General features: G+C 59.8%; 18 protein-coding genes. 6 read left to right on the forward strand and 12 right to left on the reverse strand.

Annotated elements, in window-relative coordinates:
* Positions 1–199 precede the first annotated feature (199 nt).
* The 4 genes from AB7M22_RS15035 to AB7M22_RS15050 all read right to left on the reverse strand — a co-directional run bounded on the left by AB7M22_RS15035 (position 200) and on the right by AB7M22_RS15050 (position 3,795).
* Positions 200–1,159 carry an AraC family transcriptional regulator gene (locus AB7M22_RS15035; RefSeq protein ID WP_454186901.1) on the reverse strand — a complete coding sequence of 320 codons (960 nt, stop codon included), beginning with the start codon at positions 1,157–1,159 and terminating at the stop codon, positions 200–202.
* A 193-nt stretch (positions 1,160–1,352) separates the two neighbouring features.
* Positions 1,353–2,282, reverse strand: coding sequence for a catechol 1,2-dioxygenase (gene catA / locus AB7M22_RS15040; RefSeq protein WP_454186902.1), 930 nt, complete (start codon positions 2,280–2,282; stop codon positions 1,353–1,355).
* A 51-nt stretch (positions 2,283–2,333) separates the two neighbouring features.
* On the reverse strand, positions 2,334–2,624 hold the full coding sequence (gene catC, locus AB7M22_RS15045; protein ID WP_454186903.1) for a muconolactone Delta-isomerase: 291 nt from the start codon (positions 2,622–2,624) through the stop codon (positions 2,334–2,336).
* Positions 2,625–2,634: 10 nt separating this feature from the next.
* Positions 2,635–3,795, reverse strand: coding sequence for a muconate cycloisomerase family protein (locus AB7M22_RS15050; protein ID WP_454188818.1), 1,161 nt, complete (start codon positions 3,793–3,795; stop codon positions 2,635–2,637).
* A gap of 127 nt (positions 3,796–3,922) precedes the next feature.
* Here AB7M22_RS15050 and AB7M22_RS15055 point away from each other — a divergent pair, with 127 nt between their 5' ends.
* Positions 3,923–4,813, forward strand: a complete 891-nt coding sequence (locus AB7M22_RS15055; RefSeq protein ID WP_008012375.1) for a LysR family transcriptional regulator — start codon at positions 3,923–3,925, stop codon at positions 4,811–4,813.
* Position 4,814: 1 nt separating this feature from the next.
* Here the strand turns inward: AB7M22_RS15055 and AB7M22_RS15060 are convergent, their stop codons facing one another.
* From AB7M22_RS15060 to AB7M22_RS15070, 3 genes are all read right to left on the reverse strand, one after another.
* Positions 4,815–5,066 (reverse strand): DUF1652 domain-containing protein, encoded by a 252-nt coding sequence (locus tag AB7M22_RS15060; RefSeq protein WP_038982798.1) that lies wholly within the window; start codon positions 5,064–5,066, stop codon positions 4,815–4,817.
* A gap of 134 nt (positions 5,067–5,200) precedes the next feature.
* Positions 5,201–6,100 (reverse strand): polysaccharide deacetylase family protein, encoded by a 900-nt coding sequence (locus tag AB7M22_RS15065; protein WP_454186904.1) that lies wholly within the window; start codon positions 6,098–6,100, stop codon positions 5,201–5,203.
* 169 nt (positions 6,101–6,269) lie between these two features.
* The gene (locus AB7M22_RS15070; protein WP_454186905.1) at positions 6,270–7,217 is read right to left on the reverse strand and encodes an ABC transporter substrate-binding protein; all 948 of its coding nucleotides are present in this window, start codon (positions 7,215–7,217) and stop codon (positions 6,270–6,272) included.
* A 296-nt stretch (positions 7,218–7,513) separates the two neighbouring features.
* Here AB7M22_RS15070 and AB7M22_RS15075 point away from each other — a divergent pair, with 296 nt between their 5' ends.
* The 3 genes from AB7M22_RS15075 (at position 7,514) to AB7M22_RS15085 (ending at position 10,193) form a co-directional block, all read left to right on the forward strand.
* Positions 7,514–8,500 (forward strand): aliphatic sulfonate ABC transporter substrate-binding protein, encoded by a 987-nt coding sequence (locus AB7M22_RS15075; protein ID WP_454186906.1) that lies wholly within the window; start codon positions 7,514–7,516, stop codon positions 8,498–8,500.
* Positions 8,501–8,639: 139 nt separating this feature from the next.
* Positions 8,640–9,476, forward strand: a complete 837-nt coding sequence (locus AB7M22_RS15080; protein ID WP_454186907.1) for an ABC transporter permease — start codon at positions 8,640–8,642, stop codon at positions 9,474–9,476.
* Between the two features lie 3 nt (positions 9,477–9,479).
* Entirely contained in the window at positions 9,480–10,193 is a 714-nt protein-coding gene (locus AB7M22_RS15085; protein ID WP_007895520.1) for an ABC transporter ATP-binding protein, read from the forward strand.
* Positions 10,194–10,380: 187 nt separating this feature from the next.
* On the opposite strand, the gene AB7M22_RS15090 is transcribed toward AB7M22_RS15085, so the two are convergent.
* Genes AB7M22_RS15090 through AB7M22_RS15100 form a run of 3 tightly spaced genes read right to left on the reverse strand, consistent with a single transcriptional unit; the run spans position 10,381 to position 11,609 of the window.
* Positions 10,381–10,539 (reverse strand): hypothetical protein, encoded by a 159-nt coding sequence (locus AB7M22_RS15090; protein WP_454186908.1) that lies wholly within the window; start codon positions 10,537–10,539, stop codon positions 10,381–10,383.
* A gap of 60 nt (positions 10,540–10,599) precedes the next feature.
* Entirely contained in the window at positions 10,600–10,911 is a 312-nt protein-coding gene (locus tag AB7M22_RS15095; protein WP_162830927.1) for an AzlD domain-containing protein, read from the reverse strand.
* A complete protein-coding gene (locus AB7M22_RS15100; protein WP_007895507.1) occupies positions 10,911–11,609 on the reverse strand; it encodes an AzlC family ABC transporter permease in 699 nt (232 codons plus the stop codon). Before AB7M22_RS15100 ends, AB7M22_RS15095 begins: the two co-directional genes overlap by 1 nt.
* 393 nt (positions 11,610–12,002) lie before the next feature.
* On the opposite strand from AB7M22_RS15100, the gene dapA reads away from it, so the two are divergent.
* Positions 12,003–12,878 (forward strand): 4-hydroxy-tetrahydrodipicolinate synthase, encoded by an 876-nt coding sequence (dapA, locus tag AB7M22_RS15105; RefSeq protein ID WP_454186909.1) that lies wholly within the window; start codon positions 12,003–12,005, stop codon positions 12,876–12,878.
* A 60-nt stretch (positions 12,879–12,938) separates the two neighbouring features.
* Entirely contained in the window at positions 12,939–13,325 is a 387-nt protein-coding gene (locus tag AB7M22_RS15110; RefSeq protein ID WP_008009099.1) for a DUF2784 domain-containing protein, read from the forward strand.
* A gap of 15 nt (positions 13,326–13,340) precedes the next feature.
* Here the strand turns inward: AB7M22_RS15110 and AB7M22_RS15115 are convergent, their stop codons facing one another.
* Positions 13,341–14,918, reverse strand: a complete 1,578-nt coding sequence (locus AB7M22_RS15115; protein ID WP_454186910.1) for a sensor domain-containing diguanylate cyclase — start codon at positions 14,916–14,918, stop codon at positions 13,341–13,343.
* 150 nt (positions 14,919–15,068) lie between these two features.
* On the reverse strand, positions 15,069–15,596 hold the full coding sequence (locus AB7M22_RS15120; RefSeq protein ID WP_454186911.1) for a DUF3087 domain-containing protein: 528 nt from the start codon (positions 15,594–15,596) through the stop codon (positions 15,069–15,071).
* Positions 15,597–15,800: the final 204 nt, after the last annotated feature.

Raw genomic sequence — 15,800 nt, forward strand, 5'->3', positions numbered from 1 at the left:
CGCTCTGCGTGGGAATGCAGCGCGGGACGCTCTGCGTCCCAAAAGCGGACGCGGAGCGTCCGTTGAGGCATTCCCACGCGGGAGCGTGGGAACGATCAAATCCGTTTTGTGCAGAGTGATTTTTTGTAGGAGCCAGGCTTGCCGGCGAAAGCGTCTTCAAGGGCGCCTTCGCCGGCAAGCCTGGCTCCTACAGGTCAGGTCAATGACGGCGCTTGAGGGTGTCGGAAGGCAATTCGCCGAACTGTTTGCGGTAGCTGTCGGAGAACCGGCCCAGGTGCAGAAAGCCGTAATCCATGGCCACTTCCGTGACGTTGCGCACGTTGCAGGTCGGGTCGCTCAGGTTGGCATGAATACGTTCGAGCTTTTTCTGCCGGATGTAGTTTTTCGGCGTGTCCCCCGCGTTGCGTTCGAACAACCCATACAGCGACCGCAGGCTCATCCGCGCCTGGCGCGCCAGTTCTTCGCTGTCGATGTCCTGCTTGAGGTTACACGCGATGTAATCGACCAGCGCCTCGAACGTGGCCGAGGGTGAGCCGGGATCGGTGCGGACGACGTTGGTCTTCATCAGGCCGAGCATCTTGCTGACCACGATTTGCGCATAGTGCTCCTGCACGCGCGGAATCTGTTCGGTGGCTTCCGCCTCCTGGCAAATCATCGCCAGCAGACCGACGAAACCTTCCAGTTCGTTGAGCTGATAACGGTTCTCCAGGAACCGCACGCCCTGCCCCGGATACCGCCAGCGCTGCTCTTCGCACACCGACTCCAACAGCCGGGCGGGGACTTTCAGGATGAACTTTTCGCAATCACTGGAATAGGTCAGATCCACTGGATCGTCAGGGTTGATCAGCAGCAACTCGCCGGGAGCGAAGTAATGTTCCTGGCCATGGCCACGCCACAGGCAGTTGCCGCGCAGCAACACTTGCAAGTGATAGATGCTGTCCAGCGCATGGGACATAACCCGCACGCTGGCGCCGTAACTGATGCGGCACAGGTCGAGGCTGGCGAATTTGCGATGATCGAGGCTGGCCAGCGGCCGGCCGGCCCTGGGCATCCGGAGGCAATGGTTGCCGACATGCTGATTGACGTAGCCCGACACCGCGTAGGGGTCGGCATGGTCGAAGACTCTGCTGCGATGACTCAACAATTGCGCTTGCATCATCGGTTCACTCTCATTGTTGTTATCGGTTGCGTCAGGCCATTCCAGGGCAGTGGTTGTAACGGTGTGTCAGTTAACCGACCTGTGGGAGCGAGCCCTGCTCGCGAAAGGGCCATCAGCTTCAACATCAACGTTGACTGACACTCCGCTTTCGCGAGCAGGCTCGATCCCACAAAGGTTCGGCTGGTCGAGGGTATCAGCCCTCGAGCGCGCGAACCCGTTCGTGGCGCTGCTGCTCCTCAGGCTGGGCAGACGTCTGCAGCGTGAAGTCAAAATCGATTTCGGCAAAGCGCCCGCTCACACCGTGGGCCGCCGCACGCTGCGGATCGTCACTGAAGGTGATTTTGGCAATCAGCTCATCACGGGTGGCGTAGGCGAAATCGTCATGCAGGTACTGATCGCCGTCGAGGTTGATCTGGGTGGTCAGGTGACGATGATCCGGCGCGGAGATGAAGAAGTGAATGTGCGCCGGCCGCTGGCCATGACGGCCCAGTTGATCGAGCAGTTGCTGAGTCGGACCGTCCGGCGGGCAACCATAACCCGACGGCACGATGCTGCGAAAACGGTAACGGCCCTCGGCATCGGTGACGATACGACGACGCAGGTTGAATTCCGATTGAGCGGTATCGAAGTACGAATAAGTGCCGCCGGTGTTGGCGTGCCAGACATCCACCACCGCGCCGGCCAGCGGTTCGCCGGCGGTGTTGCGCACTTGGCCCTGCATGAACAGCACCACACCCGGATCGACGCCATCGTCCAGCCGCGCTTCGCCTTCCGACAGTGGCGCACCGGCCACGTACAGCGGCCCTTCGATGGTCCGTGGTGTGCCGCCGGCCTTGCCGGCCTGTTCATCTTCGGCATCCATCAGCAGGTCGAGGTAATGCTCCAGACCGAGCCCGGCCACCACCAACCCGGCCTCTTGACGCGCACCCAGCACGTTGAGGTAGTTGACGGCTTTCCAGAACTCTTCCGGGGTCACGGCCAGGTCTTCGATGATGTTCACCGAATCGCGCAGGATCCGGTAAATCAGCGCCTTGACCCGCGGATCGCCGGCTTCGTTATGCAGACCGCTGGCGTCTTCGAGAAACTTCTGGGCACTGGCAGTGTGGGAAATCTTGACGTTCATGGTGGTTCCTCATCTTGTAATTATTAGCGTAGCGAACTGAACAGGCTGGGTTCAGCGGTCATCCTCGCGAATGGAAGAAGGATGCCGGCACAGCGCGTTGACCTCGATGGCCATGTACGGGTACAGCGGCAATTGCATCAGCAGGTCGTGCAGTTCCTGAACGCTGTCGACATCGAACACGCTGTAATTGGCATAGAGCCCGGCGATGCGCCACAGATGGCGCCACTTGCCTTGCTCTTGCAGGCGCTGGGCCAGGGCTTTTTCGTCGGCCTTGAGCTGAGCGACGCGTTCGGGGTTCATGTCGACCGGTAAATTCACCGTCATTTTTACGTGAAACAGCATGATGCCCTCCTCAGGCTTGATGAACGGCAGTGGATGTGGTCCTGGATACTTTGTCCCGACGGAAAAACGCCAGGCGCTCTTCATCCAGAACCAGGCCCAATCCCGGTGTCTGCGGGACGTGCAGTTGGAAATCGCGGTAGACCAATGGCTCGCTGAGGATGTCTTCGGTGAGCAGCAGCGGACCGAACAACTCGGTATCCCAGCTCAGTGTGTTGAGCGTGACGAAGGCATGGGCCGAGGCCAGCGTGCCGATGCCGCCTTCGAGCATGGTGCCGCCGTACAGGCCAATACCGGCCGCCTCGGCAATCGCGGCGGTTCGCAACACGGCGCGTGGGCCGCCGTTCTTGGCGATTTTCAGGGCGAATACCGAAGCCGCGCCCTCACGCGCCAGGTTGAAAGCATCTTCCACGCATTCGATGGATTCATCGGCCATGATCGGCGCCGGGCTCATGGCATTCAGGCGCACCATGCCGGCGCGGTTATTGCGCGAGATCGGTTGTTCGATCAGGTCGATGCCGTTGGTTCCGAGGATCCGGCAAGCGCGCAGCGCGACTGCTTCATCCCAGGCCTGATTGACATCGACCCGCACGCTGGCGCGATCGCCCAGCGCCTTTTTGATCGCAATGACGTGGGCCAGGTCGCGGTTGACCTCGCCTGCGCCGATTTTCAGCTTGAAGATCCGATGGCGACGCAGGTCGAGCATTTTTTCCGCTTCGGCGATGTCCTTGGCGGTGTCGCCGCTGGCCAGGGTCCAGGCCACCGGCAGCGCATCACGAACACGGCCGCCCAGCAGCTCGCTGACCGGCAGGCCCAGGCGCTTGCCCTGGGCGTCGAGCAAGGCGCTTTCGATACCTGATTTGGCGAAGGTGTTGCCACGAATGCTGCGCTCCAGGCGCAACATCACAGCATTCACATTGCTGCCGTCCTGGCCAATCAAGAGTGGCGCAAAGTGCTTGTCGATGTTGGTCTTGATGCTGTCCGGGCTTTCGTTGCCATAGGCCAGACCGCCAATGGTGGTCGACTCACCGACACCTTCAATGCCGTCGGCACAACGCACACGAATGATCACCAGGGTCTGGTTCTGCATCGTATGCATCGCCAGCTTGTGCGGGCGAATGGTCGGCAGATCGACGATGATCGTCTCGATCGATTCAATGGCAGTTGCACGCATGTCGATACCCGTCAGGTTCTTAAAGTTCTGGAACGGATTCTCATACGGCTTTTTCCAGGCGGCCAATATAGAATTGGTCTGGCTCGATACCTTAAAGGTATTCAACAGATCCACGTCCGGAGGCCTCATGGAACTGCGTCACCTGCGGTATTTTCAGGTGTTGGCTCAAACCCTCAACTTCACCCGCGCCGCCGAACTGCTGCACATCGCCCAACCGCCGCTGAGCCGGCAGATCCAGCAACTGGAAGACGAACTCGGGGTGCTTCTGCTGGAGCGCGGCCGACCGCTGAAGCTGACGGACGCCGGGCGGTTTTTCCATGAACACTCCACCGCCCTGCTCGAACAACTGGGCAAGGTGTGCGACAACACACGACGGATCGGTTTGGGCGAAAAGACCTGGCTGGGCATCGGCTTTGCGCCCTCGACCCTCTATGGCGTGCTGCCGGAACTGATTCGCCGACTGCGCAGCGGCGAGCCGCTGGCGCTGGAGTTGGGGCTCTCGGAAATGACCACGTTGCAACAGGTGCAAGCGCTCAAGGCCGGGCGCATTGATATTGGCTTCGGGCGCATCCGCATCGACGACCCGGCCATCCTCCAGACCGTGCTCACCGAAGATCGACTGGTCGCCGCCCTGCCCGCCGGCCATCCGCTCCTTGCAAGGCCCATCAGCCTTCGTGAACTGGCGAAGGAACCCTTTGTGCTCTACCCCGGCAACCCGCGCCCCAGTTATGCCGATCATGTGATCGCGTTGTTTGAATCCTATGGCGTGCACATCAACGTGGCGCAATGGACCAACGAACTGCAAACGGCGATCGGTCTGGTGGGGGCGGGAATCGGGGTGACGTTGGTGCCGGCCTCAGTGCAGTTGCTGCACCGCGACGATATTGGCTTCACCCCGGTGCTGGAAGACAACGCCACCTCGCCGATCATCCTCAGCAGGCGCGTGGGCGATGTATCGCCGGGGTTGAATCATTGTTTGCAGATGATCGATGAACTGCTGCCGCGCGAAGGTTCGTAAATCAAGCCATGACTCCGGCAAACGCTCGGCGCCCGGCGCGCATTTCGGTGCGAAGTTCGCCGATCAGGTTGGAAATATCGCGGACACTGGTCAGCTCGTCGGGCGATACGCCGGTAATCAATAGCTCAATCCGACCGGTGCTGTGATCGAAGACCTTGATCCGCAATGTTTCATCGCGATTCACGGTGCATTCGCAGGACAACGGTTTGAAACCTGACTCCACAATGCTGCAAAGCTGGGGAACTGGAACCATGGCGAGCACCCTCGGGAACGGTTTTCCGATTGGATCCCACTCAGCGTAGATCAACTTCAATAAACCCGCGCCAGCGAACGCTAGCAATTAATGTTAGCTACTTCTCACTTTGAACTGTTATCGCCCGACATCGCTCAGTGAGCATCCCCGTCCCACAACCAGTTCCAGATCCCTGGCAACTCAACCGCCTCTGAACTGTCACGGACAGTACGCGCCATGGCCGCCCGCTGCAGCGCTGCCGTATCGTCGTAAAACGGTTTCTGCGCCGTGGCCATTCCCGTGGCACGGGCGCTGTCCAGCAGGATTTGCAGGTATTCGCGGGTATGCCGGGCGGTGTAGCGATTCAGGTCGTGAAAGGTCACCACTACCGGAATCACCCCGTCCACCGTCGGTAACTCGCCGAGGGCGATGCGTTCGCGGACTTCGGACAGCTGCCGCAGCATATTGGCCCGCCGACGAGGGCTGGCGTTGAAGCCCCAGATCTTGCCGTCATTGGCGCTCAGGTCGGTCAGCAGTACGTGCATGCCGTGCTGTTGATAGGCCGCAAAGGTGCGCTTGTCATAGTTCCAGAACGGCGGGCGCAGCAGGGTCGGCAAGGCGCCAGTGATCGCGGCAATATCTGCGCTGCCATCAGTGAGCGACTGCTCCAGTTCTTCCGGGTCCAGCGAACGATGGTTGGTGTGCCGGCGCGTGGCCGTGTGGAAGCCCAGCAGGTGACCTTCGGCGTGTTCGCGACGCATGATCTGTCGACCCGCTTCACTGCCGCCGGCGCGTGAGTCACGGGTCTGCACGAAGAACACCGCTTTGATGTCGGGTTGCAGCGGATTGCGCGCGAGGCTGTCGAGCACGGTGACCGTCGGGTTGTAAAAACCGGACGCGCTGGGCCCGTCGTCGAAGGTCAGCAGAAAACGGATCGGCGCTTGCTCGCGCAAACGCTGTTGCGTCTGCGGCGTCATATCAATGGGCGCGGCGATGCAGCCAAACAGACCGACTGCGATGGCGAACGCGGAGAGAACCTTGACCAGCTGCTTCATGTTTTGCCTTGGACCAGACCTTGCGGTCATCACGTTTAATGGCAAAAACCCCTCGCCCATTCATCCCTCGACCGGCTCGCAGATCGCTGCAAGCCGAGGTTGGATAAGGGTACACAGTGTTTGGTTCCAGCGCCCGCTCCCGGACTCGTGTTATGCCTTCAATTTTCGGTTATTGCGCCAGCGCCTGCTGGAACGAGCTGTCGATGATCGGTGCCGTCGCCAGGGCGGCCGGCAGTGCCTTGACCTTGAACAGGAAGTCCGCGGTGCTTTGCAGATCCGCAGCAGCCTGTTGATCCACCGGGCCGACGGTCATGTGCGCCTGGCGCAGCCAATGGCGCGACACGTTCTGATCAAGGTTGGCCTTTTTCGCCCAGAGATCGGCGTACTCGTCAGTGTGAGTGTCGACCCAGGCCCGGGCCTTTTTCAGGCGCACCAGGAAGTCGGCAATGGCTTCGCGTTTGCTGTCGATCGAAGGCGTCGAAGCGGCGATGGCGCTCAGGCCGGGCATCAGGTTTTTGGCGGTAAGAATCGGCCGGGCGCCGGAGAACAGAATCTGCTGGGAAATGTAGGGTTCCCAGACCGGAAACGCATCGATGCTGCCTTGGGGTAACGCGGCAGCGGCGTCGATTGGCATCAGTTTGATGAAGTCGACGTAGTTATCCGGCAAATCGGCTTGTTCCAGGGCGCGCAGGGTCAGCTGCTGGCTCCAGGCGCCGGGCCAGTAAGCGACTTTCTTGCCCTTGAGGTCGGCGATGGTTTTCACCGGCGAGTCCTTGGGCACCAGCAAGGCGATGGTGTCCGGGTTCTGCCGCGACACGCCGATCAGCTTGACCGGTGCCTGTTTGGCGGCCAGAAACAGAAACCCCGAATCACCGAGAAAACCCAGGTCCAACGCGCCGGTATTCAGCGCTTCGGCCAGCGGTGCAGCGGCCTGGAAGTGCTTCCAGTCAACGGTATAGGGCGCTCCTTGCAGCACACCCGAGGCCTCCACCGACGCGCGAATGTTGTAGTAGTTCTGATCGCCGACGTGCAACACCACGGGGTCGGCACCGTAGCTCAAAGGCGCGGCAAACAGGGCGCTGGCCAACAGACCGCGCAAGTATCGGGACAGGTTCATCAGGGGCTCCTGGAGGGCTATTTTTATAGACCATAACGCTCTTGTAAAACCCTGATTAAATTCTATTTATGCATAAGCTCATGACCGGGAACAGTCGGTGTTTACCCAGCAACAGTGAATCAACAGACTGTTTTCCCCGGTGCACCCTGATACCCCATCATCCGCCTCCAACCCTTGATAAACCGGCAATTCCAGGACATGGCACAGAGCCTGCAATATTCCTTTAACGCAGGACGCACTCAAGAAAAATGATTTTTCGGAAATAAGAATCTCGCCGCCTTGCCAGGAGCTGTCCCATGAAACCGATCTTCCGTTTTCCCAACGTCAGGCACCTGCTCAGCGCCTGCGCACTGGCCCTATGCCTGCCGACCTTCGCCCAGGCGGCTGAAACGCCACCGGCCGAAGTGCATCTGGACTATGCCTACTACTCGCCGGTCAGCCTGGTGCTCAAACACTTCGGCTTTCTGGAAAAGGCCCTGCCACAGACCAAAGTCAGCTGGGTGTTGAGCCAGGGCAGCAACCGTTCGCTGGAATACCTCAACAGCGGCGGTGTCGACTTCGCCTCGTCCGCCAGCCTCGCCGCCGTGCTCAGCCGGGCCAACGGCAGTCCGATCAAATCGGTTTACGTATACAGCCGCGCCGAATGGACGGCGTTGGTGGTGCGCAAGGATTCGCCGTACAAAACCGTGGCCGACCTCAAAGGCAAGAAAATCGCCGCGACCAAAGGCACCGACCCGTACCTGTTCACCCTGCGCAGCCTGCAACAGGCCGGCCTGACCAAGGACGATGTGGAGCTGGTGCACTTGCAACACCCGGACGGTCGCACCGCATTGGAGAAAGGTGACGTCGACGCCTGGGCCGGACTGGATCCGCACATGGCCGCGAGCGAAGTCCAGGCCGGTTCGCGCTTGCTGTACCGCAACACCAATTTCAACAGTTATGGCGTGGTCAGCGTCACCGACAGCTACGCCAAAGAACATCCGAACACCATTGAAACGGTGCTGAATGCCTACGAAAAAGCTCGCGACTGGGCGGTGAAAAATCCTGACGAGCTGGCGAAGTTGCTCGCCACCGAGTCCGGGCTGCCGCTGGAAGTGGCCCGGCTGCAACTGTCGCGCACCGACCTGAGCAGCCCGCAACTGACCGCCAGGGATGTGATCGCCTCAAAGGCTGCCGCACCGATTCTGGTCTCCGAAGAACTGGTTCGCCGTGGGGTGAATGTCGATCAAGTGATCGATCAGCTGATCGATTCCGGCTTCAAACAAACCGTGGCGCGTCAATAAAGACCAAAAGATCGCAGCCTGGCAGCTCCAGGGAGAGGCGTACACCGTGGATTCATGGTTGTGCCCGATCAATGTAGGAGCTACCGAAGGCTGCGATCTTTTGATCTTGCTTCAAATCAGCCGTCACTGGAGAACACCCATGACCAGCAACAGCAAAGACCTGCCCGCCAGCCTGACGTTGCCCGCGCCACGCCGCCTCAGCAACGCTTGGCCATTGCGCCTCAAGGGCCTGGCCCTGCCAGTATTGATCGTCCTCGTGCTGGAATTCGTCGTGCGCATTGGATGGCTGCCGTCCTACCAAATGCCCGCGCCGAGCGAAATCGCGCTGACCTTGAGGGACCTGGCCGAAGGCGCGCTGTGGAAACACATCAGCGCTAGCCTGCTGCGGGTGCTGCTGGGATTCGCCATTGGCGCCGGTCTGGCGCTGGTGTTCGCTGCGTGGGTCGGTTTGAGCCGCGAAGCCGAAGCCTGGCTGGAGCCGACTTTCGCCGGTCTGCGCTCAATCCCGAGCCTGGCTTGGGTGCCGCTGTTGCTGCTATGGCTGGGCATCGACGAGACCTCGAAAATCGTCCTGATCGCCATTGGCGCTTTTTTTCCGGTGTACCTCAACGGCGTCGCGGCGATTCGCAACATCGATCGCAAACTGGTGGAAGTCGGGCAGATGTATGGCTTCAGCCGGCGTCGATTGGTGCGGCGGATTCTGTTACCCGCTGCCCTGCCCGGCCTGTTCACTGGCTTGCGCAGCGGCATGAGCCTGGCCTGGATGTTTCTGGTGGCCGCCGAGCTGATCGCCGCGACCAAAGGCCTGGGGTATTTACTCAGCGACGGGCGCGAAACCTCACGCCCGGACATCGTGCTCGCCGCGATCATCGTCTTGGCGCTGCTGGGCAAACTCAGCGACGGCATCCTCGCAGGCTGTGAGAAACGCTTCCTGGCCTGGCGCGACACCTTCAACGGCCAAAGCACAGGGGATTGAGCCATGACCGAACACCTGCTGGACATTCGCGTCGAGCGCAAAACCTTCGCCGCCACCACCGTCCTGAAAAACATCCATCTGCAATTGCAGCCCCGGGAAACCGTCAGCCTGCTCGGCCCCAGCGGCTGCGGCAAAAGCACCTTGCTGCGGATTGTCGCCGGCCTGGAAAAAGACTTTCAGGGCGAACTGCGCAACAACGCCGGCGAAGTCGCCTTCGTGTTTCAGGAACCGCGATTGATGCCGTGGCTGACGGTCGAGCAAAACATCGGTTTCAGCGCCGACAGCGATTACGACAAGGCTTGGGTCGCCCAACTGATCGAAGAAGTCGGCCTCGGCGGTTTCGCCCAGGCCCTGCCCAAAGCCCTCTCCGGCGGCATGGCGCAACGGGTCGCGATTGCCCGCGGCCTCTACTCGCGGCCGCAGGTTTTGCTGCTGGACGAGCCCTTCAGCGCGGTGGACGCTTTCACCCGGATGAAACTCCAGGATCTGTTGCTGCAACTGGCCGAGCGCCACGCCATCGCCCTGCTGCTGGTGACCCACGATGTCGATGAAGCGCTGTACCTCAGCGATCGCGTGCTGGTGATGGACAACCGCCCCAGCAGCATTCGTCAGGAACTGGCGGTGGAACTGGCGCATCCCCGGGACCGCCGCGATCCATTGCTGGCGCGTCTGAAGGCGTTGTCATTGACCGAATTGCAGCGGGCGCATGTCATTTGATGATGCCCTCCTCCTGGAAGCTGCACCTGTGGGAGCGAGCCTGCTCGCGATGGCGGTGTAACAGCCGACATTGATGTTGAATGTTATGGCCTCATCGCGAGCAGGCTCGCTCCCACAGGGTGTTGAACCATCGGAAATGAAAAAGCCCCGCTATCCATCGCGGGGCTTTGGGGTATGTACAAGCCGATCAGGGCTTCAACGGGCGCTCCTGGTCGCGGTCCGACAGTTCTTTACCGTCGTCGGGATGCTTCCAGTCAGGCGTCGAACGCCTCTGCTGCTCGAGCTCTTCCTCCGTCGGTTCATCGATGTCCTCATCCGGGTCCGGATGCTTTGGTTCAGTGGCCATGCTCACCTCTCTTCCTGAAGGGATCTCCTTTAAGCGTAGAACAGTTTCAGATGGGACGACTCAGAGCCACCACCGCAGCAAAAAGAAGAACCCCATGCTCAACAACATGCTGAGCAAGGTGTTGCGGGTGTAAAGCACCAGGCCCACGGCCACCAGCGAACTGATCAGGTACGGGTTGTCCCACTGCAGGTTCAACTGCTTGTCGGGCATGAACACGATGGGCCCGCAGATCGCTGTGAGCATGCCCGGCACCGCAAAACCGAGGAATTGCCGGGCATTGCTGCTCAAGCGCACCGGCAGCCGAGGCTCGAGAAATACGTAGCGGTTCAGGAACACCAGCAGGCCCATCCCGATAATCACAGCCCAGACCATCATGTGCGCCCCACATAGAATTTGTTGCAGATAAAGCCTGCGGTCATGCCCGCCAACCCCGACAACACCAGGGCCGAGCCCCATTGCCAATAGCTGAACAGCACCGAACAGAACAGTGAAACCGCCACGCAGACCACCGTCGGAACGTTGCGCACCACCGGCGTGATCAAGGCGATAAAGGTCGCCGCGATGGAGAAGTCCAGCCCCAGGTGTTCAAGGCCCGGAATGCTGCTGCCCAGCACAATGCCCGCCAGGGTGAAGAGGTTCCACGCGATGTAAAACGTCAGGCCCACACCCAGGGCATACCAACGATTGAACTGCTGTTTGTCATGCTGACTGGTCAGGGCGAACAACTCGTCGGTGAGCAAAAAGCCCAACCCCACACGCCAGCGGCCCGGCAACGGGGAAATCACCGAACGCATGCTCATTCCATAAAGCAAATGCTGGGAGGTCAGCAACAACGTGGTCAACAGGATCGAAAAGACCCCGGCGCCGCCCTTGAGCATGCCGATGGCGACCAATTGAGCCGCGCCGGCAAACACGATGCTCGACAGCCCTTGGCCTTGCAGCGGTGTGAGATTGGCCTCGATGGCCATGGAACCGGCCAGCAACCCCCAAGGCGCGGTCGCCAGGGACAACGGCATGATGGCCGCGGCACCGCGAAGGAATGCACTGCGCGGCATGAGTGAGTTGGACATATCGCTCTACAACCAAGGAAAGACCCCAGACTGTGCCAGCAGTCGCGGTGGATGGCTTGAACAATCTTGCGCACTTGCAAGCGACCGGTGCTGATTTTCGAGATTGACAAACATCGCGCCGACTTTTAAAACTGAGCTCCTCATTCAGGGTGTAAGCAACCATGTCCGCAACCTTCAACCTCAATACTGTCGTCATTGGCTTGAATGCCAAGGCGCAAGGTTGCGTTGCGCACGCCCCTAAATCGAAGAAACAGTCGCTCATGTGACCGGGGCGCGCTGTCCCGTCAGATGAGCTGACAGGACATTGAGCGCGGCGGAAACTCCCTCCTTCTTGCTGACTTCCTTCTACGCTTCTGACGGTGACGAAATCGGTCAACCTTCAGGAGAAAGTGCATGTCATCGTTTCAAGGTATCTGGGTTCCCATCGTTACGCCGTTTCACGATGGCGCGATTGACTTCGCCGGGTTGCGGCGGCTGGTCAGTCATCTGCTGGAAAAAGGCGTCGATGGCATTGTGGTCTGCGGCACCACCGGGGAAGCCGCGGCGCTGGGCAAACATGAGCAACTGGCAGTGCTCGATGCGGTGCTGGAACAGGTTCCGCCAGAACGTGTGGTCATGGGTCTGACCGGCAACAACCTTGCCGAGTTGCTGCAATTTCAAAGCGAAATCCTCAAACGTCCCCTGGCGGGTTTGCTGGTTCCACCGCCGTACTACATCCGCCCTTCCCAGGCCGGCCTCGAAGCTTTTTTCAAGACTGTCGCCGATGCGTCCAGCGTCCCGGTGATTCTCTACGACATTCCCTATCGCACCGGCATCGCCTTCGAACAGGCGACCTTGCTGCGGATCGTCGCCCACGAGCGGATCGTCGCAATCAAGGACTGCGGCGGTAATCCAGCCACCACTCTTGCGCTGCTCTCCAGCGGCAAAGTCGACGTGCTGTGCGGTGAAGACCACCAGATCTTCGGCGCATTATGTCTGGGAGCCAAAGGCGCGATTGCCGCCTCGGCCCATGTTCATCCCGAGCTGTTCGTGACGCTGTATCAACAGATCCGCGATAGCCGGTTAGCGGCCGGCCGAACGACCTTCTTCCAGTTGCTGCCGCTGATTCACAGTCTGTTCATCGAGCCCAATCCCGCCCCGGTGAAAACCGCCCTGGCCCTTGAAGGATTGATCCACGACGAGTTGCGCGCGCCGATGCAACGCAGCAGCGAAGCCACGGCGGTGCGCTTGAAAGAAGTACTGGCAGTGCTCGAAAACAGCAATCGATAGAGCACACGCACCCAGCCCGAGTACCATGGAGCGATTCACATAACGCGTCAGGGAATCGACATGCTTTACCGAATCGCCGCCGACGGGCTGGTGCTGTCTCACTTGCTGTTCATTCTGTTCGTGCTGTTCGGCGGGTTGCTGGTGCTCAAATGGCATCGCCTGGCCTGGTGGCACCTGCCCGCCGCCGCGTGGGGCGTGATCGTGGAGGTCTTCCACCTGACGTGCCCACTGACCGAATGGGAAAACCTCATGCGCCATGCAGCCGGGCAAACCGGCTACGGCGGCGGTTTTATTGAACATTACGTGTGGCCGATTATTTATCCGGCCGGGCTGACACCCACGATTCAGCTGGGGCTGGGCAGCGTGGTGCTGGCGATCAACGTGCTGATCTACCTGCGACTGATCCGGTTATGGAGATTGCGGCACCCGACTCGTTCAGGGCAGTAACCGGTCTGGTTGAGTTCAGTTGGCAATGACGCTCATGTTCCGGCCACTGGCCTTGGCCACATACAGCGCCTTGTCTGCTGCGCCGATCAAGTCTTCGGGCTGGCTCTGCGCCGTCTGGTTGTAGGCACAAACCCCAATACTGACCGTGACGAGGCCTTCGGGGCTGCCGCTATGCTTGATGTCCGTTTGCTGAACCGCGCGACGGATCTTTTCCGCCACCAGAAACGCCCCCACATAATCGGTGCCGGGCAGCACCACCGTAAACTCCTCACCACCGAAGCGGGCAGCAAGATCGCCGGGGCGCTGGATGTTGTCGGTGATGACGATGCTGATCTTGCGCAAACACTCATCGCCCGCCAAATGACCGTAGTGATCATTGAAACTCTTGAAATGATCGACATCGATCATCAGCAACGCAAGGCTGGTATGGGTCCGCCTGGCACGGCCCATTTCCGCCAGGATGAACAAATCGAACTGACGCCGGTTGGAAAGCCCGGTCAGTGCATCCTCCAGAGCCAGCAACTTGAGGCTTTGGTTGATCTCAATGAGTTTTTCCTGAGCCTCCAGCAATTCGCTCTGAACATGATTCTGCTGCTTCATGACGCGGATCAGGCGATAGCCGAGAACGCCCAGAAACCCCAGCAGCAATGAGACGATCCCCGCACTGAGGATTGACTCCCGCAGCCAGCTGGCCAGGACTTCTTTTTTGTCGAGCGCGGCAAAAACGATAAGCGGATAACCCTCCACCCGCCGAAATCCCACCACCCGCTCCACCCCGTCCACGTAGGATTTGACGACTGCCGTACCGGAATCGCCCTTGGGCAACAGCTGGGTAAACAGCGGTCCCTTGGCGACGCTGGTGCCGATATCGGTTTCCTTGAACGGTCGGCGAACGACGATGGTGGCGTCGTCGGCGATCAAATTGACCACCCCGTTACTGCCCATGTCGATGCTGTTGTACAGGTCCAGGAAATGGTTGAGATAGATCGAAGCCACCACCACGCCGGCAAACCGGCCATCGGCGTGATTGATCCGGCGTGACACGGTCATGATCCACTCACCGGTCGAGCGACTTTTTATCGCCGGACCGATATGAGGACCGCGATCGGGATGATCACGGTGGTAGATGAAATATTCACGGTCGGAATTATTGGCATTGGGCGGTATGACGTTAATGGCGTTGGCGAGCCAGCGTCCTTCTTCGTCGAATACGAATAACCCATGGATCTGCGCCAGCTCACTGCGCTGGGCGTGGAGCAAACGTTGCAGCCTGGGCATTTTCGCCGGTTCCATGCCGTCGACTTCAAGGCGATCCACCAGGTCAAACAGCAGCGTGTCGGCCTGTTTGATCGATGCTCGCGCCTGCGAGGCCAGGGTTTGCGCCAGGTTGGACATCTCCACTTCGCTGCCGCGCAAATGATACTGGCGCGCATTCCAGCCTTCACCGATCACAATGGCCGTCATGGACAGGCACACCGCAACGAGCAGGGAGACTGCGTATCGAACCTTGAGTCTCGACTCAACCTGCTCAGGTACCCAAGGCGTGGCGAGCCGGGTGCTTTCAATACGATCTTTGACGAACGGATGCCCCATGACGCTCCCTTAATCCCTTATGACATGGCGAATTTTCCCGTTCGCCCTTTTAGCGCCAGCCAGCCGTGGCTGGCGCTCGGACCACTATGACTCATCAACGAATACGATAGGTGATTTGCGCGAAAATGCTCATCGCCCGCAATGACAGGGCTACACCCGCGTCTGTTTCACCGCCTCAAGCCAGGCCGGGTTCAATTGCGTCTGTTCGGTCTCGAGGCCCAGCGCTTCCATCCGCGCCTTGTGCTGGTCCATCTCACGGGTCAGCTGGCTATGGTCGCTGGAGTTGCCGTCCAACTGGTGCATCTGGCTCAGCCCCAAGTGATAAAAACGCAGCAGCTTCATGGCGTCCGGATCGCCCTTCTCCACTGCTGCCGTCACCTGGTGCATGACGTTGGTGATGCTCATCAGGCTGCGTTTGAGCTGCCAACCGTACACCGCTGGCGCCATCCATTCCTGGGTCCAGAACTTGCCGCGCATCAGCGCCGCCATCAGCAACAACGCGGCAAACACGCCGCCCACGTTGAAACGCAGATTGTCACCGCCGGGCTCACCGAACAGCGCCACCGCCGCCGTGGACAGCACCATCGCCAGCGCCAGGAACATCAGGGCGATGATTACCGTGCTGCGTCGCGTCTGGCGTCGATAGGTTTCGGCATTCATTGGCTGGATTTCGAACATCGCGACGGGGTTCCTTGCATCAATGGTAAAAGGCTCTGTGGCAAAAAGACTGCGGGGCATTATCGCCTCCCCGAAGGATTTAGCTATGCTGGGGCTCCTTTTCATCTTTTCATCGTCAAACGGGGAACATGGCGATACAGCGCAGTTCATGCCATCTTCTCCATGGATACACACTATTCGGATGCCATGCGCCTGCCGGCGGGT

The organism is Pseudomonas sp. ADAK2 TE3594 (genome assembly GCF_053628675.1).

Bases quoted from the DNA above. Each gene is read 5' to 3' on its own strand.
- AB7M22_RS15090 (WP_454186908.1), bottom strand. From the start codon at position 10,539: ATGGCCACTGAACCAAAGCATCCGGACCCGGATGAGGACATCGATGAA.
- AB7M22_RS15115 (WP_454186910.1), bottom strand. From the start codon at position 14,918: ATGGGGCATCCGTTCGTCAAAGATCGTATTGAAAGCACCCGGCTCGCC.
- AB7M22_RS15085 (WP_007895520.1), top strand. From the start codon at position 9,480: ATGACCGAACACCTGCTGGACATTCGCGTCGAGCGCAAAACCTTCGCC.
- AB7M22_RS15070 (WP_454186905.1), bottom strand. From the start codon at position 7,217: ATGAACCTGTCCCGATACTTGCGCGGTCTGTTGGCCAGCGCCCTGTTT.
- AB7M22_RS15035 (WP_454186901.1), bottom strand. From the start codon at position 1,159: ATGATGCAAGCGCAATTGTTGAGTCATCGCAGCAGAGTCTTCGACCAT.
- AB7M22_RS15120 (WP_454186911.1), bottom strand. From the start codon at position 15,596: ATGTTCGAAATCCAGCCAATGAATGCCGAAACCTATCGACGCCAGACG.
- AB7M22_RS15095 (WP_162830927.1), bottom strand. From the start codon at position 10,911: ATGGTCTGGGCTGTGATTATCGGGATGGGCCTGCTGGTGTTCCTGAAC.
- AB7M22_RS15080 (WP_454186907.1), top strand. From the start codon at position 8,640: ATGACCAGCAACAGCAAAGACCTGCCCGCCAGCCTGACGTTGCCCGCG.
- dapA (WP_454186909.1), top strand. From the start codon at position 12,003: ATGTCATCGTTTCAAGGTATCTGGGTTCCCATCGTTACGCCGTTTCAC.
- AB7M22_RS15100 (WP_007895507.1), bottom strand. From the start codon at position 11,609: ATGTCCAACTCACTCATGCCGCGCAGTGCATTCCTTCGCGGTGCCGCG.
- AB7M22_RS15075 (WP_454186906.1), top strand. From the start codon at position 7,514: ATGAAACCGATCTTCCGTTTTCCCAACGTCAGGCACCTGCTCAGCGCC.
- AB7M22_RS15050 (WP_454188818.1), bottom strand. From the start codon at position 3,795: ATGCGTGCAACTGCCATTGAATCGATCGAGACGATCATCGTCGATCTG.
- AB7M22_RS15055 (WP_008012375.1), top strand. From the start codon at position 3,923: ATGGAACTGCGTCACCTGCGGTATTTTCAGGTGTTGGCTCAAACCCTC.
- catC (WP_454186903.1), bottom strand. From the start codon at position 2,624: ATGCTGTTTCACGTAAAAATGACGGTGAATTTACCGGTCGACATGAAC.
- AB7M22_RS15065 (WP_454186904.1), bottom strand. From the start codon at position 6,100: ATGAAGCAGCTGGTCAAGGTTCTCTCCGCGTTCGCCATCGCAGTCGGT.
- AB7M22_RS15060 (WP_038982798.1), bottom strand. From the start codon at position 5,066: ATGGTTCCAGTTCCCCAGCTTTGCAGCATTGTGGAGTCAGGTTTCAAA.
- AB7M22_RS15110 (WP_008009099.1), top strand. From the start codon at position 12,939: ATGCTTTACCGAATCGCCGCCGACGGGCTGGTGCTGTCTCACTTGCTG.
- catA (WP_454186902.1), bottom strand. From the start codon at position 2,282: ATGAACGTCAAGATTTCCCACACTGCCAGTGCCCAGAAGTTTCTCGAA.